Below are 17,074 nucleotides of genomic sequence, written 5' to 3'. Positions count from 1 at the left end.
GATGAATAAAGTGGCCTTAATTACTGGAGCAACAAGAGGGATCGGACGTAGTATCGCCATGCAACTTGGCAAGTCAGGTTATATAGTGGTTGTAAATGGTACGAAACAAGTCTTAATTGATGAGGTTGTGCGCGAGATCCGCCAGGCAGGCGGAGAGGCGCTAGGGTACGCTGCTAATGTAGCCGATTCCGTCGCAGTCACTGCCATGGTAGATGAGGTCATTGCCCGATACGGTCGTATCGAGGTATTGATAGCTAACGCGGGAATTGTGCAGGATCAGAAATGTCAACGTATGACGGATGAACAGTGGAAGAATGTTCTGGATGTGCATTTAAATGGCACTTATTATTGCATTCAACGAGTATTACCACATATGCGTGAAACAGGTGGGGATATCCTGTTGATGACCTCTGCTGCTGGACTAGCAGGTTCCGTAGGTCAGGTGAATTATAGTGCAGCCAAGGCTGGAATACTGGGCATGATGTGGACGCTCGCAGCAGAGCTGAAACGTGACCAGATTAGGGTCAATGCGATTTCTCCAGCGGCATTAACAGATATGACCAGACCTATAATTGACCATTTGAAGGAAAAATATTTCAGTCGTAATGAACCTTTGCCTGATTTTTGGAGAATAGGTGACGCTGAGGCTATTGCTTCCTTCGTGACTGCATTGTTGAGGGAGTCCGACGCGGATTTAACCGGTGAAATCTTTGCCGTGAATGGATCAAAAGTGACAAAATGGGAGAAGCCTGCACCTGCATTTTCCGAGAATAGCATTGAGGCATTTTTTGCTGCTTGGCACCGTCAAAAGGGGACTGAATAAATGCTTACCTTCGATCAAGTTTGTTTTTATTATAAAAAAGGACAACCTCTTCTGGAGGATATTAGCTTTACGATAGACGCAGGGGAGTTTGTGGCGATAGTCGGGGCGAATGGTTCTGGCAAATCCACTATTGCAAAGCTCATGGACGGACTGCTGCTGCCGCGAAAAGGGACTGTACAATTTAAGAGCTTGGACACAGCAAAACCAACGGATCTTGCGGAGATTCATCAGCAAATCGGTTTTGTTTTTCAGAATCCAGAGGATCAATTTATCACCACAACCGTTATGGATGAGGTGCTTTTTGGTTTGGAGAATATCCGTGTGCCGAGGGAGGAAATGCGCAGCCGATTGGATCATGCCTTACAGGCCGTTCATATGGAGGATTATCTGGAAGCTATGCCACATCAGCTATCTGGAGGTCAAAAGCAACGTGTCGCTATCGCAGCTATATTGGCGATGCGCCCGCAAGTCATTATTTTTGACGAGGCTACCTCAATGCTTGATCCTCAGGGAAGACAGCAGGTTCTTTCTATTATGCAAGAGCTGCATCGTCAAGGCCTGACGCTTATTCATATCACCCACCATATGGAGGAAGTGCTTGCAGCAGAACGCGTATTGCTCCTGCACCAAGGACGACTTGAGTTTGACGGCGATCCACTGACTTTTTTTGAAACCATGCCTGTTGCGGACTATCAATTACAACTGCCCTTCGCAGTGCGTGTACATACATTGCTCCATTCAGCAGCACCGCTAACAGCCGATTGGAAGGGGATAATTCGATCACAATGGTCTACCAATTAAAAAATCTAAGTGTGAACTATGCCGATCATGTGGCTTTGCGAAATATAAACTGCACTATTCCTGAAGGCAAATGGATTTCTATTATCGGTCCAACAGGTGCAGGAAAGTCTACCTTTGTCAAAGTGCTGAAGGGCTTGATTCCCACCGTAAAAGGAGACTATTGGATTAACCAGCAGCCTGCCAGCAGAGATGCTAAAGGACGCTTAAAGGTTGTCCCCGAGTTGGGTTTCGTTTTTCAATATCCGGAGCATCAGCTATTCGAAACAACGGTGCATAAGGAGCTTGCTTTTGCTCTGAATCAGCAGGGTGCTTCACGTCAGCAAATTACAGAGGCGATTGAAATGATCTTGCCGCAAGTGGGTTTGCCAGAGGGGATTCTCCCCTTAAATCCATTCCAGCTAAGTGGTGGTGAAAAGCGCCGTGTAGCTATTGCCTCTGTACTGATGACAAATCCGAAGCTGCTGATATTGGATGAACCGACAGCGGGTCTCGATCCAGCTAGCCAAGTGTCTTTGCTGAGGCTACTAAAGGAATGGCAGCAACAAGACAATCGCACCATCCTCTTCGTTTCGCATCAGATGGGTGATGTTGCCGAATTCTCAGATGAGGTCATGGTTTTTCATGAAGGTCAGTTAAAAGGGCATCATGATACCAGAACATTGTTTCTGGAAAAGGAAGAATTACTGCTGGAACTTGGACTATCCTTGCCTGAACCCGTACAGCTCTTGAAGCTAGTGGAGGAATTATCTGGTCAGAAGATTGAAGTTGCCAGCTGTAAAGAGCAGGATATCTTCGAAGCGATTTTGCCGATTTGGCATTCGAGGGGGCAAGGGCATGGCTGATTCCGTATTAGTCGGTCAATATGTGGAGACGCATTCGATTTTTCATCGTTTAGATCCTCGTACAAAGCTTGTAAGTATCGTGATGCTCATGCTTAGCTTTATGATGCTTGGTACGGGGCTTAGTTATGTTTTTGCAACCTTTTTTGTATTGGGATTGTTACTACTGTCTAAAGTTCCTGTGCATTTTTTTTGGCGAGGGCTACGGCCGGTATTATTTATTTTATTATTTACTTTTGTTTACAATGCCGTGTTCACCAAGGGGACGATTCTCTGGTCATGGTTTTTTATCGAGGTGACTGAAGAGGGATTGCGGATAGGATTACGTTTTGTATGGCGGATTATATTGCTCATCTTGTTAGCCTCAATTCTGACATTAACTACTAAACCGCTAGACTTAGCTTATGGTCTGGAGAAGCTGCTTGCCCCTCTGTCCAAATTGGGGGTACCCGTAGAGCAGTTCTCTTTAATGATAGTGATTGCGATCCGTTTTATCCCTACCATCAAGGAGGAGCTTGATCGTATCCTTCTCGCACAAAAGGCTAGAGGTTATGATCTCACAGTATTATCACTGCCTAAACGGATATATGCGTACATTCCGATCATTATTCCTCTGCTCTTCACAACGATTCAACGTGCTGAACAGCTGAGCTATGCAATTGATGCGCGTGCTTATGGGAATGGTAAAGGAAGGACTTCTTTTAAAAGACTGCAATTTCAGCAAATAGATTATCTGGCAGGGGGAGCTGCCCTTTTAATTGCCGTGATTCTGCTTTGCTTAAAGATAGGAAAGGTGTAGATGAAGATGAAATGGAACACCCGTATTACGGAGTTATTGCACATAGAATATCCTATTATTCAAGGAGGACTTGCTTATTTAGGTTATGCAGACCTTGCGGCTGCGGTTTCAAATATCGGTGGACTGGGTCAGGTCACAGCAATGAGTCTTCCGGATGCGGAGGCCTTACGTGCAGAAATACGTCGGGTACGAACACTAACGGACAAACCATTTGGTGTTAATTTTGCTATCGGCATGCATGGGATTGGTTATGAAGATCGGGTGCAGGTCGCCATCGAAGAGCAGGTTCCCGTGGTGAGCCTCACTGGAGGGAATCCAGCCCCTATACTGGAAATGTTACAGCCCACCGATATTAAAACACTCGTGCTCGTCTCCTCACGCAGACAAGCCCAAAAAGCTGAACAATTAGGGGCTTCTGCGGTTATTGTTGTTGGGCATGAGGGAGGGGGCCACTTAGGGCGTGACGATGTTGGAACCATGGTGCTCGTTCCCCAAGTGGTTGATGCGGTTAATATTCCTGTGATTGCTTCCGGAGGGATCGGAGATGGCCGTGGATGGATGGCTGCTCATGCACTTGGGGCTGAAGGAATCGAAATGGGCACTCGTTTCGTTGCTACAGTGGAATGTGTTCATGCGGCCGCGTCTTATAAAAAAGCTTTAGTAGAAAGCTCAGAGTCGGATACGGTTGTAATCAAACGTTCTATTGGAGCACCCGCACGAGTGTTACGTAGTGATTACATTGATCAAATTCTTGAAATCGAGCGCGTGACTCCGACCTATGAAGCATTAAAAGAATATATCAGTGGTGCAGCCAACAAGCGCTGGATCTATGATGATATCAAAGAAGAGGGCATCGGCTGGGCAGGTCAAGTGACAGGAATGATCCAAGATATTCCTACAGTCGCGGAGCTGATCGGCAGGATGGTGAAAGAGGCTAAGTTGGTTCGCGGGATGTGGGGAACACAGGTTTGAATTTAAAAAAACACAGAGCGGCGATTCTCTCATTATTGGAGGAATCGCTGCTCTGTGTTTTTGGCTGTGGCTTGTAATTCTTTTCTATAAATGAAGAATAGTCAGTTCCTTAGGGAAGCTTGTTAAGGTCTCTGCACCTTCAGCTGTAATAATCAGATCATCTTCGATACGTACACCCGCTAGTCCAGGCACATAAATTCCTGGCTCAACGGTGAACACATTGCCGATTTCGATAATGTCATCGTTCTGTCCGTGAAGTGATGGATATTCATGAACATCCATGCCCAGTCCGTGTCCGACACGGTGTAAGAAATATTCTCCGAATCCCGCTTCTTCAATTACATCACGTGCAGCTTTGTCGACTGAGCCGAAAGGTGCTCCAGGATTGGAGGCAGCGATCCCAGCTTCGTTGGCAGCCAGCACAGTGTTATAGATAGTGACTAGCTTGTCGTCTACGGATTCAATAGCAAAGGTACGTGTAATATCAGAAGCATAACCATCGGCATACACCCCGATATCAAACATCAGGAAGTCGCCGGGTTGAATGACCCGGTTGCCCGGAACACCGTGAGGCAGGGCAGTTTTCGGACCAGAAAGCACCATAGTGTCGAAGGAAGGGCCGGAAGCGCCAACCTTTTTCATTAGATATTCTAGCTCCGCTACTAGATCGTTTTCTGTAACGCCTGTTTTTACGTGGGTAAGAACGCGGCGCAAGGCTTCCTCAACTAGCTCAGCGGCATGTTTCATGCGCTTAACTTCATCCGGGGTCTTTTTAGAGCGCATGCTGCGCAGCAATGGACCAATATCACTAAACCGTTCAGCTGGAACAGCAGCGGTTAGGTGCTCAAAACGGGCTACTGAGAAATGTTCCTTTTCTATGCCAAGAGTACCTAGCTTACTGCTGCCGAAACAATCTTTTAGCAGGTTATAGGGATTATCAGTGTCAGTGTGAGTTAGAATTTTGGTGACCGAAGAAGCTGCTTGAGCCGCTTCTGCATCCAATGCAGGCAGAATGAGCATAGGCTCTTCTCCGCGTATCAGCAGCAGACCCAGAAAACGTTCATGCGGATCGCTGGCGAAGCCGGTTAAGTAGTAGACATGCTTGGGATCTGTTACGAGCAGGGCATCCAGACCTTCGCCCGCCATTTGCTGCTCTAGGCTTGTCAGAGCATTATTCATAGTTGGTGTTCCCCTTTCAACTTCACGATTAGAACTGCAATATTCCTATTATAGATCAAAAATAGACCAGACGCACCTGACGAACTATAACTATCGTTGGCTAATCATGACATGAAGCTTTTCTTAACCCTACTAGTTGGTGTAACATATCTTTAAATATACTTCTCCTAAGGTTAGGCTGAAGCTTATTCGGGTACGGTTGTTGAGAGAGGAGTGATTCTTGCAATGAGAGGAACAATCGCACTTGTTACCGGAGCGAATTCCGGTATGGGGCTGGCCACAACAGTTGAACTGGCTCGCAAGGGAGCTAAAGTTATTATGGTTTGCCGTAATCGCCAGCGGGGAGAAGAAGCACTTGCTGCCGCCAAACAAAAGAGCCACTCCGAGGATATCGAGCTCATGTTGTGTGATCTGGCTTCACTTGAGAGCATTCGCAGCTTTGCTGAGGAATTCACTATGAAATATCCGATGCTAGACATACTTATCAATAACGCCGGGGTAGTCACGATTAAGCGTCAGCTTACGAAGGACGGCTTTGAGATGGATCTTGGCGTAAATCATTTGGGGCATTTTCTACTTACCAATTTGTTACTTAAGTCGTTGCAGGCAGCAGAGCAAGGTCGTATCATTGTGGTTGCCTCCGGTGCTTACAAGATAGGTGCGCTCCATTATGAAGATCCAACCCTCGCTCGCCGTTTTAATCCTGCAAAAGCCTATGCCCGATCCAAGCTAGCCAATATTCTGTTCACGCGGGAGCTGGCTTCGCGTCTTCACGGAACAAGGGTGACGGTGAATTGCCTGCATCCAGGAGCAGTGGGGACGAATATAGGTGTAAACCGGGAGACTGGTTTTGGCAAGTCGGTACTTAAGTTACTCTCATACTTTTTCTTAACACCTGAACAAGGTGCCGATACAGCGATTTATTTGGCTACAGATCCCGATCTTGGAGAGGTAACCGGTCAATATTATTATCGAAGAAAGATTAAACAACTGTCTCCCAGAGCGCAGAATACAATAGAGGCCGAACGGCTGTGGCAATGGAGCCAGGAGCAGGTCGGCCTGAGTTAATTAACACATTTGGAGGAATTAAGGGATGAATTGGGAGAACAGCAGAATTGAAGATGCAACATCTGCAGACTTAGCAGCTATTGTAGATATTTATAACTCAACGATTGCTGGGAGGATGGTAACTGCAGATCTGGAACCCGTTACTGTTGCAGATCGGGAGAAATGGTTTCTTGAGCATAATAGCCATCACCGTCCCTTATGGGTACTGAAGCAAGGAGATGAAATTGCTGCATGGTTCAGTTTTCAATCCTTCTATGGTCGTCCAGCGTATAATGCAACAGCAGAAATCAGTGTATACGTGAATGAAAAGTTCCGTGGTGGTGGTGCGGGCAGAATTCTTCTGACAGAGGCCATTGAGAAAGCCCCTAGTCTCGGAATTAAGAATCTAGTCGGCTTTGTGTTTGGACATAATGATCCAAGCCTTGGTTTACTGAAAAAGTTTGGTTTTGAAGAATGGGGAATGCTGCCTGGTGTGGCTGAACTTGACGGTATAGAGCGTGATTTAGTCATTGTCGGCCTTAAAATCTAATGCCTCAGATAAAACGCTTACATTTTGAGAGTTGAATTTAGATTATCGGTGTCACAATCGACCCATTCTTTGGACCAACTCTGTAAGTCTCGGATGACTGATTCCAGAGCAAGACCTTTATCCGTCAAAGAATATTGGATCCGCACGGGGGTCTCTGGGAACACTTCTCGAAGAACGATCCCTTCCTGTTCCAGCTCTTTGAGCCGTTCGGAGAGCAGTCTTCCACTGATGGGTAATGCCGCTTCAATTACATTGAAACGTTGGGGTCCTTGAAGGAGCTGGTAGATAATTAAACCAGTCCAACGCCTGCCGATAATATCCATACTTTTTTGTAGCCGGGGACATAAATCATTGGACTTCATAGGGCTCACCTCTTAGTAAACATTATAAACGAAAAGACCAATAACTTAAACAAATTCCAATTTAATTCAGTACTAGAAAGGATGATGGACAGTGGCTAAAAAAAAGAAAATGCCTACCACACCAAGAGCCGCTACGAATGATGGCCCTGCTACGTTAAAAGATCTGCTAAGCAGTGATGTTCTAGGAAAGCTGAAGGCGCAATCTGATGCGTTGAAAGCGGAGGAAAATGACCGTAAAGAAGCTGCCCGTAAGGCAGTGGAAGATCAGCGGAAGGCTGAGCAGAAGCGGTTGGATAATGATTTTGCACATCTGCTGGAGAACAGTAATCAGGATTGGAAGAAATATAAATAAATCCTATAGTTTAGCGCTAAAAATATGGCAGAGATTAAAGAGGCACCCGTTAGGGTGTCTTTTTTTAGGTAACTTAAGCAGATAAGCCTAAGTCTTAATTATTTTAAATTTAAGTATATGAAAGGGTTGACCCTCAAAGTGGGCTTAGGTATAATTTAAAACATTGCGAATGAAAATCATTATCATAAAAGCGCATTTGTAAACTATTAAACAGATAAGGAACAACTCATGAAACTAAAATATTTGTCCCTACTTCTAATAGTATTTTCATTTATATCTTTGTTTATAGGCGTTAAAGATATATCCCCATTAGATCTCTTTCATCTTACGGAATCTCAAGCACAGACCTTGCTGGTAAGCCGGATTCCCCGGTTAGCCGCATTGATTATCGCTGGAGTCAGCATGAGTATTGCCGGATTAATTATGCAACAGCTGTCACGCAATAAATTCGTCTCCCCGACTACGGCCGGAACGATGGATTCCGCAAAATTTGGTATTCTCGTATCCCTCATGTTATTCACAGGCGCAACGCCAATGCAGAAATTGCTGGTTGCTTTTGTTTTTGCACTATTGGGCACCTTTATTTTTATGAGAATCTTGGATCGGATCAAGTTCAAGGATAGTATTTTTATCCCGCTGGTCGGACTCATGTTCGGAAACATTGTAGGTTCGATTACAACATTTTTTGCGTATAAAAATGATTTGATTCAGAATATCTCGTCTTGGATGCTTGGAGATTTCTCAACGATTATCAAAGGCCAATACGAATTAATTTATATCAGCATTCCACTTGTCATCCTGGCGTATCTCTTCGCTAATAAATTTACGGTAGCCGGTATGGGCGAGGATTTCTCCGTTAATCTTGGCATGAATTACAAAGCGGTTGTCAACGTGGGATTGGTAATTGTAGCGTTAATCTCTTCTGTTGTCATTTTAACCGTAGGTACGATTCCATTTCTGGGTCTGGTAGTACCTAACATTGTAACGTTGTACATAGGAGATAACCTCAAAAAAAGTCTGGCGCATACAGCCATTCTCGGAGCGGTGTTCCTCCTGTTCTGCGATATTCTGGGCAGGCTCATTATCTATCCATATGAAATATCAATCAGTCTCACGGTAGGCGTCATCGGTAGTGGTCTGTTTATCTACTTGCTGATGAGAAGAAAGGCGAACTAGAGATGAAGACAAAACTAACTATATTATCTATAAGTGCTGTCGCCCTCATCGTCTTGTTTATGACGTATCATGCTTTGGGAAATTGGGACTACGTTCTGCCCAGCCGGGGAAGAAAGCTGGCGGCCATTCTGATTACCGGAGCTGTGATAGCTGTCTCTACCGTAGTTTTTCAGAGCATCACGAACAATCGTATTTTGACACCAAGTATTCTCGGGCTCGATTCCCTGTACATGTTAATCCAGACGTTCGGTGTATATGCCTTAGGTTCATCGAATATGACCTTTATGAATAAAAACATCAACTTCTTGTTCTCTGCGTGTCTCATGGTCCTGTTTTCAGGCGTATTGTATAAGCTAATGTTCCGTAGGGAAGGACAAAATATTTATTTCCTGCTGCTGGTAGGGCTAATCATGGGGACGATGTTCCAGAGCGCGTCTTCTTTTATGGAAGTGCTTATTGATCCGAACGAATTCCTGATTCTACAGGGGAAAATGTTTGCCAGCTTCAACAATGTCAGCAGTGACCTATTGATTCTCTCTACCATTGTTCTGACGCTAACTACGTTGTATTTCTTGCGATTTGTTAAGTATTTGGATGTTATTTCGCTTGGAAAAGATGAAGCCATTAATCTGGGCATCAATTATGACTATGTGGTCAAAAGGCTGCTAGTTATTGTATCTATCTACGTTTCGATCTCGACGGCTCTAGTGGGGCCAATCACTTTCTTAGGTTTGTTGGTAGCTAATGTGGGACACCAGCTGTTCCGTACCTATAAGCATGCCTATCTGATTCCTGGAACGATTCTGCTGAGCATTGTTGCGCTTGTCGGCGGGCAGTTCCTGGTCGAACGTGTTTTTGGATTCAATACTACGGTTAGTGTGATTATCAATTTTGCAGGCGGCGTCTACTTCGTCTATCTGCTGTTAAAGGAGAATAAGTCGTGGTAGAAGTTAAAAATTTAACCAAACGTTATGGCGGAGTAACCGTCGTTGATGATGTGTCCTTGTCCATCAAAAAAGGCGCAATCACCTCGTTTATCGGACCAAATGGTGCGGGTAAAAGTACACTGCTCTCCATGATCAGCAGACTTATCTCCAAAGACGCGGGAGAGGTGCTGATCGAAGGTAAGGAAATCGGTACCTGCAAAAGTAATGAGCTTGCTCGTAAAATATCGGTGTTAAAGCAGTCCAATCATATTAGCGTACGCCTCACTGTGAAGGAGCTCGTTTCTTTTGGGAGATTCCCGTATTCACAGGGGAAGCTGAGTCCGGAGGATCGGGCGTTCGTTGACGAAGCGATTGCTTACATGGATCTCCAAGAGATGCAGGATAAATATATTGATCAGCTCAGTGGAGGGCAACGCCAGCGGGCATATATTGCCATGGTTATGGCTCAGGATACAGAGTACATTCTGCTCGATGAACCGCTCAACAACCTTGATATGAAGCATTCCGTCCAAATTATGAAGGTGCTTCGCCGCTTGGTGGACGAGAAGGGGAAGACGATTGTGCTCGTTATCCACGATATTAACTTTGCATCTTGTTACTCTGACTACATTGTTGCGCTTAAAAATGGAAGAGTAGCTTCCTCGGGTACAGCGGATGAAATTATAGATTCTGCAGTTCTTAAAGAGGTATATGACATGGACATTCCTATTGAAACTATAGGAGGCCGAAAAATCGGTGTCTATTTCTAAAAAGGTAACTATTACTATGCGGATATTATTATGACGTAACGTAAGAAGTGAAAGGCGCCAGCTTCTTAACGCATACGCGAATAATTCAAATAGCTTCACTATAAAAATTAGGGGTGAATACATTGAAGAAGAACTTATCTTTACTGATTATGACAGTATTTCTTGCGGTAATCTTGGCGGCTTGTGGCTCCAATAATGCAGCAACTTCAAATAACAACACAGCAGCGGCAGGCAATTCGGAGGCTACTACTGCACCAACAACGGAAGCAACTACAGCACCGACAGAGCTTACTTTCAAGCATGCGCTTGGCGAAACAACTATCAAAAGCAATCCGCAAAAAGTGGTTGTTTTTGACTTCGGTACACTGGATACGCTGGATAAACTGGGTGTAGAGGTGACTGGAGTGCCTCAAAGTAATGTACCGGCTTATCTCTCTAAATATAACGATGCTAAATATGAGAATGTTGGGGGTTTGAAAGAGCCTGACTTCGAAAAAATAAACAGTCTTTCTCCGGACCTGATCATCATTTCCGGCAGACAACAGGATTCTTATGAAGAATTCAGCAAAATTGCACCTACTCTGTATGTGGCTGTAGATAATGCAAACTACATGGAATCTTTTACGAATAACGTGAAAATGCTGGGTCAAATTTTTGGAAAAGAAGCAGAAGTAGAAACTGAGCTTGCGACTATCAATGATTCCATCAAAGCTATGAATACGAAGGCAACAGCTGATGGCAAAAAAGCACTTGTTATTCTTGCGAATGAAGGAAAAATCAGTGCTTACGGTGCAGGTTCCCGTTTTGGGATTATCCATGATGTGTTCGGATTTGCACAGGCTGATGATAAAATTGAAGTATCCACTCACGGACAAAGCGTATCCTACGAATATGTAGCGGATAAGAATCCGGATTATCTGTTTGTAGTGGACAGAGATGCGGCTGTGAAGAGTGATGGCGGCGAAGCCGGCTCAGCTAAAAAAGCAGTTGAAAACGATCTAGTGAAGAACACAAATGCCTTTAAAAACGGTAAAATCATTTACTTGGATCCTAACTACTGGTATTTGTCCGGTGGCGGTTTAATATCCGTTAGCGAAATGCTCAAAGAAGTTGAAGTTGTTCTGTAAGCAGAGTAGCTTGGTGAATTAAAAAGCCTGTTGGCAGGAGTGATACTCCTTGCCAGCAGGCTTTTTTTCGCTTTTTTTCATGGAATTACTGGTATATTCATACTAGTTGCTAAATTTATCTGTAACTTTTCAGGCTGGGATACGTGGTTAGGTTAAGGGGGGAGTGCATGAAGCGAAAGTCATTGGATGAAATATATCAGATGTATGTGATGGATATTTACCGCTATTTGCGCTCCCTTTGTGGTGATCATTATGCGGCTGAAGATTTGATGCAAGAAACCTTTTATCGAGCTTATCTACATTTGGAGGATTGTAAAGAAGAGAAGATTAAGCCATGGTTGTTCCGTGTCGCTTATAACGCCTTCGTAGATTACAAGCGAAAGGAAGGCCGCAGTACAGTTCAGAGTGAGGATTATTTCAAAAAGCTTGCTCATCCAGATACCACAGAAAGCACACTGCTTCATCAGGAACGTTGGGAAGAGATGAGGATAGCAGTAGGTGAGCTACCGGACAATCAGAGAAATGCACTGCTGCTGCATGATTTTCATGGGCTGAGTTATCGGGAAGCATCGGACATTATGGATGTGGGCTTGTCCCAATATAAGATATTGATCTTTCGGGCCAGACAGAAGCTGCGTGAGGCAGAGCGGAGGAGAAATGAACATGAGTGAAGAGTTTAAGGAGAAGTTAAGAAGGTATGGTGAAGGCACTCTTGCTGATAAGGATAGGGATGAGGTTGAACGTGAGCTAGAGAAGATGGAAGCTTACCAGGCTTATCTGGATGAACTCATGAGTGAAGAAAAGCCGGCTTCAGATGAGGAGAAGAGCATAAAATTCGGAAAGGGTAAAAGAAACAGACCCGGTAAAGAAAAAAAGATCATCCGCCGGGGCAAGTGGAAAGCACGCATATCAAATACTTTGACGGTGATTTCTGCATTTTTGATTTTTTTGATCGTCAGCAGTATCATCACAGCGGTATTTTATGGCACTGGAGAAAGAGGAGAGACTTACCGTGATGTCGTTTCTTCCGCAATTGCTGTTTCACAGCCGAATACAATCGTCCATTTGAGTAGCGATTCCGGACCGTTTTTTAGTATGAATCTGCAGGGTGAAATAATAAAACAAATTGGTGATGCGCGGATTAATGTTGGAGATTATTCGATGAAGTTTCTATTAGGCTGGCCCAGAATATATAGTTATTCATGGACATATGAACGCAGTGGGACAGGTAATTACTTTATCTATCCCACTGAGAACCAGTCTGCAGAAAATAGGATGGATGACAGCAGTGAGTGGGAAAAACTAGAAAAGCTCCCTGAAGGTACGGTAGGAGAAGCCTATTTGTCTTTTGAACAATTTTTTACGACAGATGAGCTATTGAAGAAGTTTCAGCATAAAAATCTTGAGCTTTTATGGTTCGCAGCAGATACAGGTCCAAGGACACAAGAGCCAGTAATAAATGATCCCTTAGGATTTCCAAGTACGCCCATCTGGCATGCCGATGATATGAAGGTGACACAAGAGTCAAAGAAAAAGTGGGGTTGGTTTGGAGGGGTGACTAGCCGCACGAGTGTTTCTCCATCTGTTGACTCATATGGGGATGGTGAACTTCGTAATGCGAACTTCCTTAAGACACTGCACTTAATGCAGGAGCATAAATCGATCGCCAACAAGGTAATTCCGTTTATTGATCTGGATGACTCCATTAGTTATCTGGAGAAGAACGGAGTTAGGCTGTATGGAGCTGTCGTAACCGGTCCGGTTAAAGAGTTGCTCAAGTTAAAGGAAGAAAAATGGGTCAGTAATATTCATGTTGAAGAAGTAAGATTATGGAATTGGCAGGATAGAGAGAACTGAGTTGGGATGCTAAATACTGTAGAAGGTAGTAAGCATAAATGATTTCTTTGGAATTACTTAATGGCAGCCGGATATGCTCTGTGTTAGTGGGGTGTACCCGGCTTTTCTGTGTGGGAGAAGTCACAGAACTTGCTTCTCGTTTAAGCAAATCGTACAATTATTTGAATATGAGATGAGTATGATAGATTAGGAGCTGAGTTATATGAAAGTAGGCGTGGTATCAGATACACATATGACAAGAATGGCTAAGTCTCTGCCCAAAGCACTTGTTGCTGAATTCCGGAATGTAGACTTGATTCTGCATCTTGGAGATTGGGTGAGTATGGGAATCTACGATTTGTTGGCTGAATTGGCTCCAGTGGAAGGGATTGCTGGGAATAACGATGGAATAGAGATCATCGAGCGTTTCGGGGAGCGTAAGCTGCTAACGCTTGAGGGAGTCCGGATCGGAATGGTCCATGGTCATACGCCACACTCCCGCAAAGGAACGGACGGGAATGCGCTGCTTGCTTTTGCGAACGATAAGGTGGATTGTATTCTTTTTGGACATTCGCATCAGCCTTTATTGCGGGAAGAGAATGGGATTCTGCTCTTTAATCCAGGATCGCCAACGGATAAACGACGTGAGAAACTGTATTCCATCGGAATTTTGGATATCGAAGAGGGTAAAGTCAGTGCCCGGCATGTGTTCTACGATTCCAAAGAATAAGAATAATTGTCCAAATGATCTGGCGTTCGCTCCATGGTGCACGGTACGGCTGAAATATACAATAACGTTAAAACGGCCCAAGCCGGAAAGTGAGCGTTGAGGATGAACAACTATCGTATTGAACGTGTGATCTATGATGATTTGGAACGGCTTATCCCATTGTTTGATGAGTATCGGGTATTTTATGGGGCAGTCTCTGATCTGGATGGTGCACGTGCTTTTTTATCAGATCGATTGAAGCTGAACGAATCGGTAATCTTTATTGCGGTGGAGGGAGAAGGCGAGGAGAAACGAGCGTGGGGCTTCACCCAGCTCTATCCCTCTTTTTCATCGGTCTCTATGGAGCGTCTCTGGATATTGAATGATCTATATGTAACTACGGAACTGCGAGGTCATGGGCTCGGCTCCAAGCTGCTGGAAAGTGCCAGAGCTCATGCGCTCGCAACGAATACGAAGGGCTTGTCCCTGACAACAATGACGGCGAATGTGGGGGCACAGCGTTTATATGAAGCGCATGGCTACATTCGGGATGATGATTTTTATACCTATAACCTTTTTTTCTAAAGCTAGAGAGAAAGACGAGTAAGGGGCGTTAAAGTGGATACAAGTAATAAGCTGGCAATCTTTTTTGACCTTGATGATACCTTATATGATCATTTGGTTCCTTTTAAAGAAGCGGTGCGTCAAGTGCTTAGACCGGATGAGAGCAGTCTGGACTTTGCGGAGTTATTTTATAAAGTAAGACATCATAGTGATGTATTATGGCCTATGTATTTACGTGGAGAAATTCCGCTGGAGGAGACTAGGGTACGCCGATTGGAGCTTGCTTTTGCAGAGTATGGTTTACAGCTCGATCGTGATCAAGCCACGGCGGTACAAGCGGCTTACATTGGCCGTCAGTACACCATTCAAATGATAGATGGAGTCCGGGAGCAATTGGAAAGGTTCATTACTGCTGGTCATAAAGTAGGCATCATTACGAATGGACCCAAAGATCATCAAATGAAAAAGATTCGCGGATTAGGTCTGGATCAGATGATCCCCGAGGAGATGATTTTTATTTCTGACGCTGTAGGTCTGGCCAAACCAGATCCGCAACTCTTTTTGCATGTGAATCAGAAGTCTGGCACTTCACCAGACCATTCACTTTATATAGGTGATACCTGGGCTAACGATGTAGTAGGAGCGCTTGCGGCTGGCTGGAAGGTCTGCTGGTATAATCCGAGAGGCAGACAGCCGGCTACGGATCATAAGCCTAGTTATATTTTCACGAATTATAAGGAATTTAGCGAGTTGCCTTTGGTGCTGCAAAAATCTTGATCGGGAATTAATTAGGGAAAACCTCCCTGAAATTAATCGATTAAAGCGCGAAATTGAGGTTATTGGGGAATTCCTCCCTAATAAAACCTAAATAAGCACGGTTATAGCCATATTCGGGTGATTTTTAGGGAGGAATTCCCTGATTATCAGGCTGCTGGGCGATGAATATCCCTCAGCCACGCCAAAGAACCTTTATCCACAACAAAAGAGCTTGCCTCCCAAAGCCAATAATGGCTTTATGGGGGCAAGCTCTATTTCATTTAATCAGCGAAGCTGTACGTAGGGTCAGTCAGATTCATTCTTTCTTTAATGCCTGGTGTGGCGTAGATTTTGTTGTCATCGGTAATAAAGAAAGCTTCTACATCTTCAGGTAACGACTCCAGATATTTCATACCTTCTTCGATCCCCATCAAGAACACCCCAGTGGACAAAGCGTCCGCATCTGTTGCATTAGGGCTCATAATGGTCAAGCTTTTGAGACCGTTCTGAGAAGGGTAACCTGTGCGTGGATCAAGAATATGGTGGTAACGAACATTGTCTTGCATAAAATAACGTTCGTAAACACCAGAAGCATCGATGACCTCATCTGCGATTTTAATCGTTCCTAGCTGTGTGCCGCGGCTTTGGTCAGGGTCTTGCAGACCAATATTCCAATCCGTTCCGTTTGGTTTCGTACCTAACGCAATAATACTGCTGCCGCCGAGGTTGATCATTGCACTGTTAAGGCCTTGCTCTTTTAAATAATCAGCGATACGGTCAGCAGCATACCCTTTGCCGATACCTCCAAGATCCAGTACCATATTTTCCTTCAGTAGCTTCACGGTCTTAGCAGCTTCGTCAATTTCAACGTCCCTGTAATTGGTTAGGCTCTTGGCTGCATCGATAGCTGCTGGATCAGGGACTTTATCCCCGCCACTACCGATGTTCCAGAGGTCGATCAGCGGACCAATCGTGGGATCGAATAGCCCGTCCATTTCTTTTGCATATTGCACCGATTGTTTTACAACATCTAAGGTCTCTTCCGAAACGACAACCGCTTCTTTTCCTGCTGCTTGATTGACTGCGTAAACCTCGCCGCCTTCTTTTGTACGGCTAAGCTCCATATCCATTCGCTCCAGCATTTGCTGGATATCATCCATATTTTTTTGGGCTACATTTTCTCCGAACACTTTGATATTCACGACCGTGTCATAGATATAAAAGGTCTGTGAGAGTGACTTGGCTTCGCCTTTTCCTGAAGCTGTTGCGCCACCCGGTGTTTCCGTCGCTTTGTCATCCTTATTTTTAGTAATTAGCCAAGCGCCGACAGCTATGACGACGATGAGGATAACAACGAGGATCAACGTCGTTTTTTTGTTCTTGAACATATTCCACCATCCATAAAGTTAGTTTCTAAAACACATTATCACTATCATACCCTAGATCAGAAGTTGATGGAAATTAATTTCATGGCATATTTAGGTAC

The 17,074-nt window shown here is 44.5% G+C and carries 20 protein-coding genes; 17 read left to right on the top strand and 3 right to left on the bottom strand.

The features are described 5' to 3' along the window. The first annotated feature begins 1 nt into the window (after window position 1). The 5 genes from MHI15_RS16885 to MHI15_RS16865 are packed head-to-tail and all read left to right on the top strand — an operon-like array spanning window position 2 to window position 4,234. Entirely contained in the window at window positions 2–823 is an 822-nt protein-coding gene (locus tag MHI15_RS16885; RefSeq protein WP_076128115.1) for an SDR family NAD(P)-dependent oxidoreductase, read from the top strand. Then, entirely contained in the window at window positions 824–1,624 is an 801-nt protein-coding gene (locus tag MHI15_RS16880; RefSeq protein WP_339247050.1) for an energy-coupling factor transporter ATPase, read from the top strand. It begins immediately after the preceding gene. Continuing rightward, window positions 1,609–2,466: an ATP-binding cassette domain-containing protein gene (locus MHI15_RS16875; protein ID WP_076142166.1), complete on the top strand. Its 858-nt coding sequence runs from the start codon at window positions 1,609–1,611 to the stop codon at window positions 2,464–2,466. Before MHI15_RS16880 ends, MHI15_RS16875 begins: the two co-directional genes overlap by 16 nt. After that, window positions 2,459–3,262 carry an energy-coupling factor transporter transmembrane component T family protein gene (locus MHI15_RS16870; RefSeq protein ID WP_340034107.1) on the top strand — a complete coding sequence of 268 codons (804 nt, stop codon included), beginning with the start codon at window positions 2,459–2,461 and terminating at the stop codon, window positions 3,260–3,262. The genes MHI15_RS16875 and MHI15_RS16870 overlap by 8 nt, the downstream gene beginning before the upstream one ends. Window positions 3,263–3,268: 6 nt before the next feature. Beyond that, on the top strand, window positions 3,269–4,234 hold the full coding sequence (locus tag MHI15_RS16865; protein ID WP_076142180.1) for an NAD(P)H-dependent flavin oxidoreductase: 966 nt from the start codon (window positions 3,269–3,271) through the stop codon (window positions 4,232–4,234). Between the two features lie 84 nt (window positions 4,235–4,318). Here MHI15_RS16865 and MHI15_RS16860 read toward each other — a convergent pair whose 3' ends face one another. Next, window positions 4,319–5,413, bottom strand: coding sequence for a M24 family metallopeptidase (locus tag MHI15_RS16860; protein WP_076128106.1), 1,095 nt, complete (start codon window positions 5,411–5,413; stop codon window positions 4,319–4,321). Window positions 5,414–5,638: 225 nt separating this feature from the next. Here MHI15_RS16860 and MHI15_RS16855 point away from each other — a divergent pair, with 225 nt between their 5' ends. Beyond that, window positions 5,639–6,481 (top strand): SDR family oxidoreductase, encoded by an 843-nt coding sequence (locus MHI15_RS16855; RefSeq protein WP_076185723.1) that lies wholly within the window; start codon window positions 5,639–5,641, stop codon window positions 6,479–6,481. Window positions 6,482–6,506: 25 nt separating this feature from the next. Continuing rightward, window positions 6,507–7,010, top strand: a complete 504-nt coding sequence (locus tag MHI15_RS16850) for a GNAT family N-acetyltransferase (protein ID WP_076128102.1) — start codon at window positions 6,507–6,509, stop codon at window positions 7,008–7,010. Window positions 7,011–7,027: 17 nt separating this feature from the next. On the opposite strand, the gene MHI15_RS16845 is transcribed toward MHI15_RS16850, so the two are convergent. Further along, window positions 7,028–7,372, bottom strand: coding sequence for a winged helix-turn-helix transcriptional regulator (locus MHI15_RS16845; RefSeq protein WP_076128100.1), 345 nt, complete (start codon window positions 7,370–7,372; stop codon window positions 7,028–7,030). Window positions 7,373–7,463: 91 nt separating this feature from the next. Here MHI15_RS16845 and MHI15_RS16840 point away from each other — a divergent pair, with 91 nt between their 5' ends. The 10 genes from MHI15_RS16840 to MHI15_RS16795 all read left to right on the top strand — a co-directional run bounded on the left by MHI15_RS16840 (window position 7,464) and on the right by MHI15_RS16795 (window position 15,609). Next, window positions 7,464–7,724 carry a YqkE family protein gene (locus MHI15_RS16840; protein ID WP_036681837.1) on the top strand — a complete coding sequence of 87 codons (261 nt, stop codon included), beginning with the start codon at window positions 7,464–7,466 and terminating at the stop codon, window positions 7,722–7,724. Window positions 7,725–7,952: 228 nt separating this feature from the next. Next, window positions 7,953–8,900, top strand: coding sequence for an ABC transporter permease (locus MHI15_RS16835; RefSeq protein ID WP_036681839.1), 948 nt, complete (start codon window positions 7,953–7,955; stop codon window positions 8,898–8,900). 2 nt (window positions 8,901–8,902) lie between these two features. Further along, window positions 8,903–9,847 (top strand): iron chelate uptake ABC transporter family permease subunit, encoded by a 945-nt coding sequence (locus tag MHI15_RS16830; protein WP_036681842.1) that lies wholly within the window; start codon window positions 8,903–8,905, stop codon window positions 9,845–9,847. Next, window positions 9,841–10,596 (top strand): iron ABC transporter ATP-binding protein, encoded by a 756-nt coding sequence (locus tag MHI15_RS16825; protein WP_036681845.1) that lies wholly within the window; start codon window positions 9,841–9,843, stop codon window positions 10,594–10,596. Before MHI15_RS16830 ends, MHI15_RS16825 begins: the two co-directional genes overlap by 7 nt. Window positions 10,597–10,718: 122 nt before the next feature. Continuing rightward, window positions 10,719–11,723 carry a siderophore ABC transporter substrate-binding protein gene (locus tag MHI15_RS16820; RefSeq protein ID WP_341164630.1) on the top strand — a complete coding sequence of 335 codons (1,005 nt, stop codon included), beginning with the start codon at window positions 10,719–10,721 and terminating at the stop codon, window positions 11,721–11,723. Window positions 11,724–11,890: 167 nt separating this feature from the next. Then, window positions 11,891–12,394, top strand: a complete 504-nt coding sequence (locus MHI15_RS16815) for a sigma-70 family RNA polymerase sigma factor (RefSeq protein WP_036681849.1) — start codon at window positions 11,891–11,893, stop codon at window positions 12,392–12,394. Beyond that, on the top strand, window positions 12,387–13,580 hold the full coding sequence (locus MHI15_RS16810) for an anti-sigma factor (RefSeq protein WP_076308061.1): 1,194 nt from the start codon (window positions 12,387–12,389) through the stop codon (window positions 13,578–13,580). The genes MHI15_RS16815 and MHI15_RS16810 overlap by 8 nt, the downstream gene beginning before the upstream one ends. A gap of 202 nt (window positions 13,581–13,782) precedes the next feature. Next, on the top strand, window positions 13,783–14,289 hold the full coding sequence (locus tag MHI15_RS16805; protein WP_076128097.1) for a metallophosphoesterase family protein: 507 nt from the start codon (window positions 13,783–13,785) through the stop codon (window positions 14,287–14,289). 102 nt (window positions 14,290–14,391) lie between these two features. After that, window positions 14,392–14,853: a GNAT family N-acetyltransferase gene (locus tag MHI15_RS16800; protein ID WP_076306749.1), complete on the top strand. Its 462-nt coding sequence runs from the start codon at window positions 14,392–14,394 to the stop codon at window positions 14,851–14,853. A gap of 33 nt (window positions 14,854–14,886) precedes the next feature. Then, window positions 14,887–15,609, top strand: coding sequence for an HAD family hydrolase (locus tag MHI15_RS16795; protein ID WP_076219374.1), 723 nt, complete (start codon window positions 14,887–14,889; stop codon window positions 15,607–15,609). A 260-nt stretch (window positions 15,610–15,869) separates the two neighbouring features. On the opposite strand, the gene MHI15_RS16790 is transcribed toward MHI15_RS16795, so the two are convergent. Continuing rightward, entirely contained in the window at window positions 15,870–16,976 is a 1,107-nt protein-coding gene (locus tag MHI15_RS16790) for an FAD:protein FMN transferase (RefSeq protein WP_076128094.1), read from the bottom strand. Window positions 16,977–17,074 lie beyond the last annotated feature (98 nt).

Origin of the sequence: Paenibacillus sp. FSL H7-0918 (genome assembly GCF_038007025.1) — a bacterium.
In the GTDB taxonomy this organism is placed as follows: Bacteria; Bacillota; Bacilli; order Paenibacillales; family Paenibacillaceae; genus Paenibacillus_AQ; species Paenibacillus_AQ odorifer.
Note: the sequence above shows the minus strand (reverse complement) of the source record. Positions and strands in the feature narration are given on the sequence as shown.

Coding starts and splice junctions, on each gene's coding strand:
- MHI15_RS16790 (WP_076128094.1), bottom strand. CDS start 16,976: ATGTTCAAGAACAAAAAAACGACGTTGATCCTCGTTGTTATCCTCATC.
- MHI15_RS16885 (WP_076128115.1), top strand. CDS start 2: ATGAATAAAGTGGCCTTAATTACTGGAGCAACAAGAGGGATCGGACGT.
- MHI15_RS16855 (WP_076185723.1), top strand. CDS start 5,639: ATGAGAGGAACAATCGCACTTGTTACCGGAGCGAATTCCGGTATGGGG.
- MHI15_RS16880 (WP_339247050.1), top strand. CDS start 824: ATGCTTACCTTCGATCAAGTTTGTTTTTATTATAAAAAAGGACAACCT.
- MHI15_RS16860 (WP_076128106.1), bottom strand. CDS start 5,413: ATGAATAATGCTCTGACAAGCCTAGAGCAGCAAATGGCGGGCGAAGGT.
- MHI15_RS16865 (WP_076142180.1), top strand. CDS start 3,269: ATGAAATGGAACACCCGTATTACGGAGTTATTGCACATAGAATATCCT.
- MHI15_RS16805 (WP_076128097.1), top strand. CDS start 13,783: ATGAAAGTAGGCGTGGTATCAGATACACATATGACAAGAATGGCTAAG.
- MHI15_RS16830 (WP_036681842.1), top strand. CDS start 8,903: ATGAAGACAAAACTAACTATATTATCTATAAGTGCTGTCGCCCTCATC.
- MHI15_RS16815 (WP_036681849.1), top strand. CDS start 11,891: ATGAAGCGAAAGTCATTGGATGAAATATATCAGATGTATGTGATGGAT.
- MHI15_RS16845 (WP_076128100.1), bottom strand. CDS start 7,372: ATGAAGTCCAATGATTTATGTCCCCGGCTACAAAAAAGTATGGATATT.
- MHI15_RS16875 (WP_076142166.1), top strand. CDS start 1,609: ATGGTCTACCAATTAAAAAATCTAAGTGTGAACTATGCCGATCATGTG.
- MHI15_RS16800 (WP_076306749.1), top strand. CDS start 14,392: ATGAACAACTATCGTATTGAACGTGTGATCTATGATGATTTGGAACGG.
- MHI15_RS16870 (WP_340034107.1), top strand. CDS start 2,459: ATGGCTGATTCCGTATTAGTCGGTCAATATGTGGAGACGCATTCGATT.
- MHI15_RS16810 (WP_076308061.1), top strand. CDS start 12,387: ATGAGTGAAGAGTTTAAGGAGAAGTTAAGAAGGTATGGTGAAGGCACT.
- MHI15_RS16850 (WP_076128102.1), top strand. CDS start 6,507: ATGAATTGGGAGAACAGCAGAATTGAAGATGCAACATCTGCAGACTTA.
- MHI15_RS16835 (WP_036681839.1), top strand. CDS start 7,953: ATGAAACTAAAATATTTGTCCCTACTTCTAATAGTATTTTCATTTATA.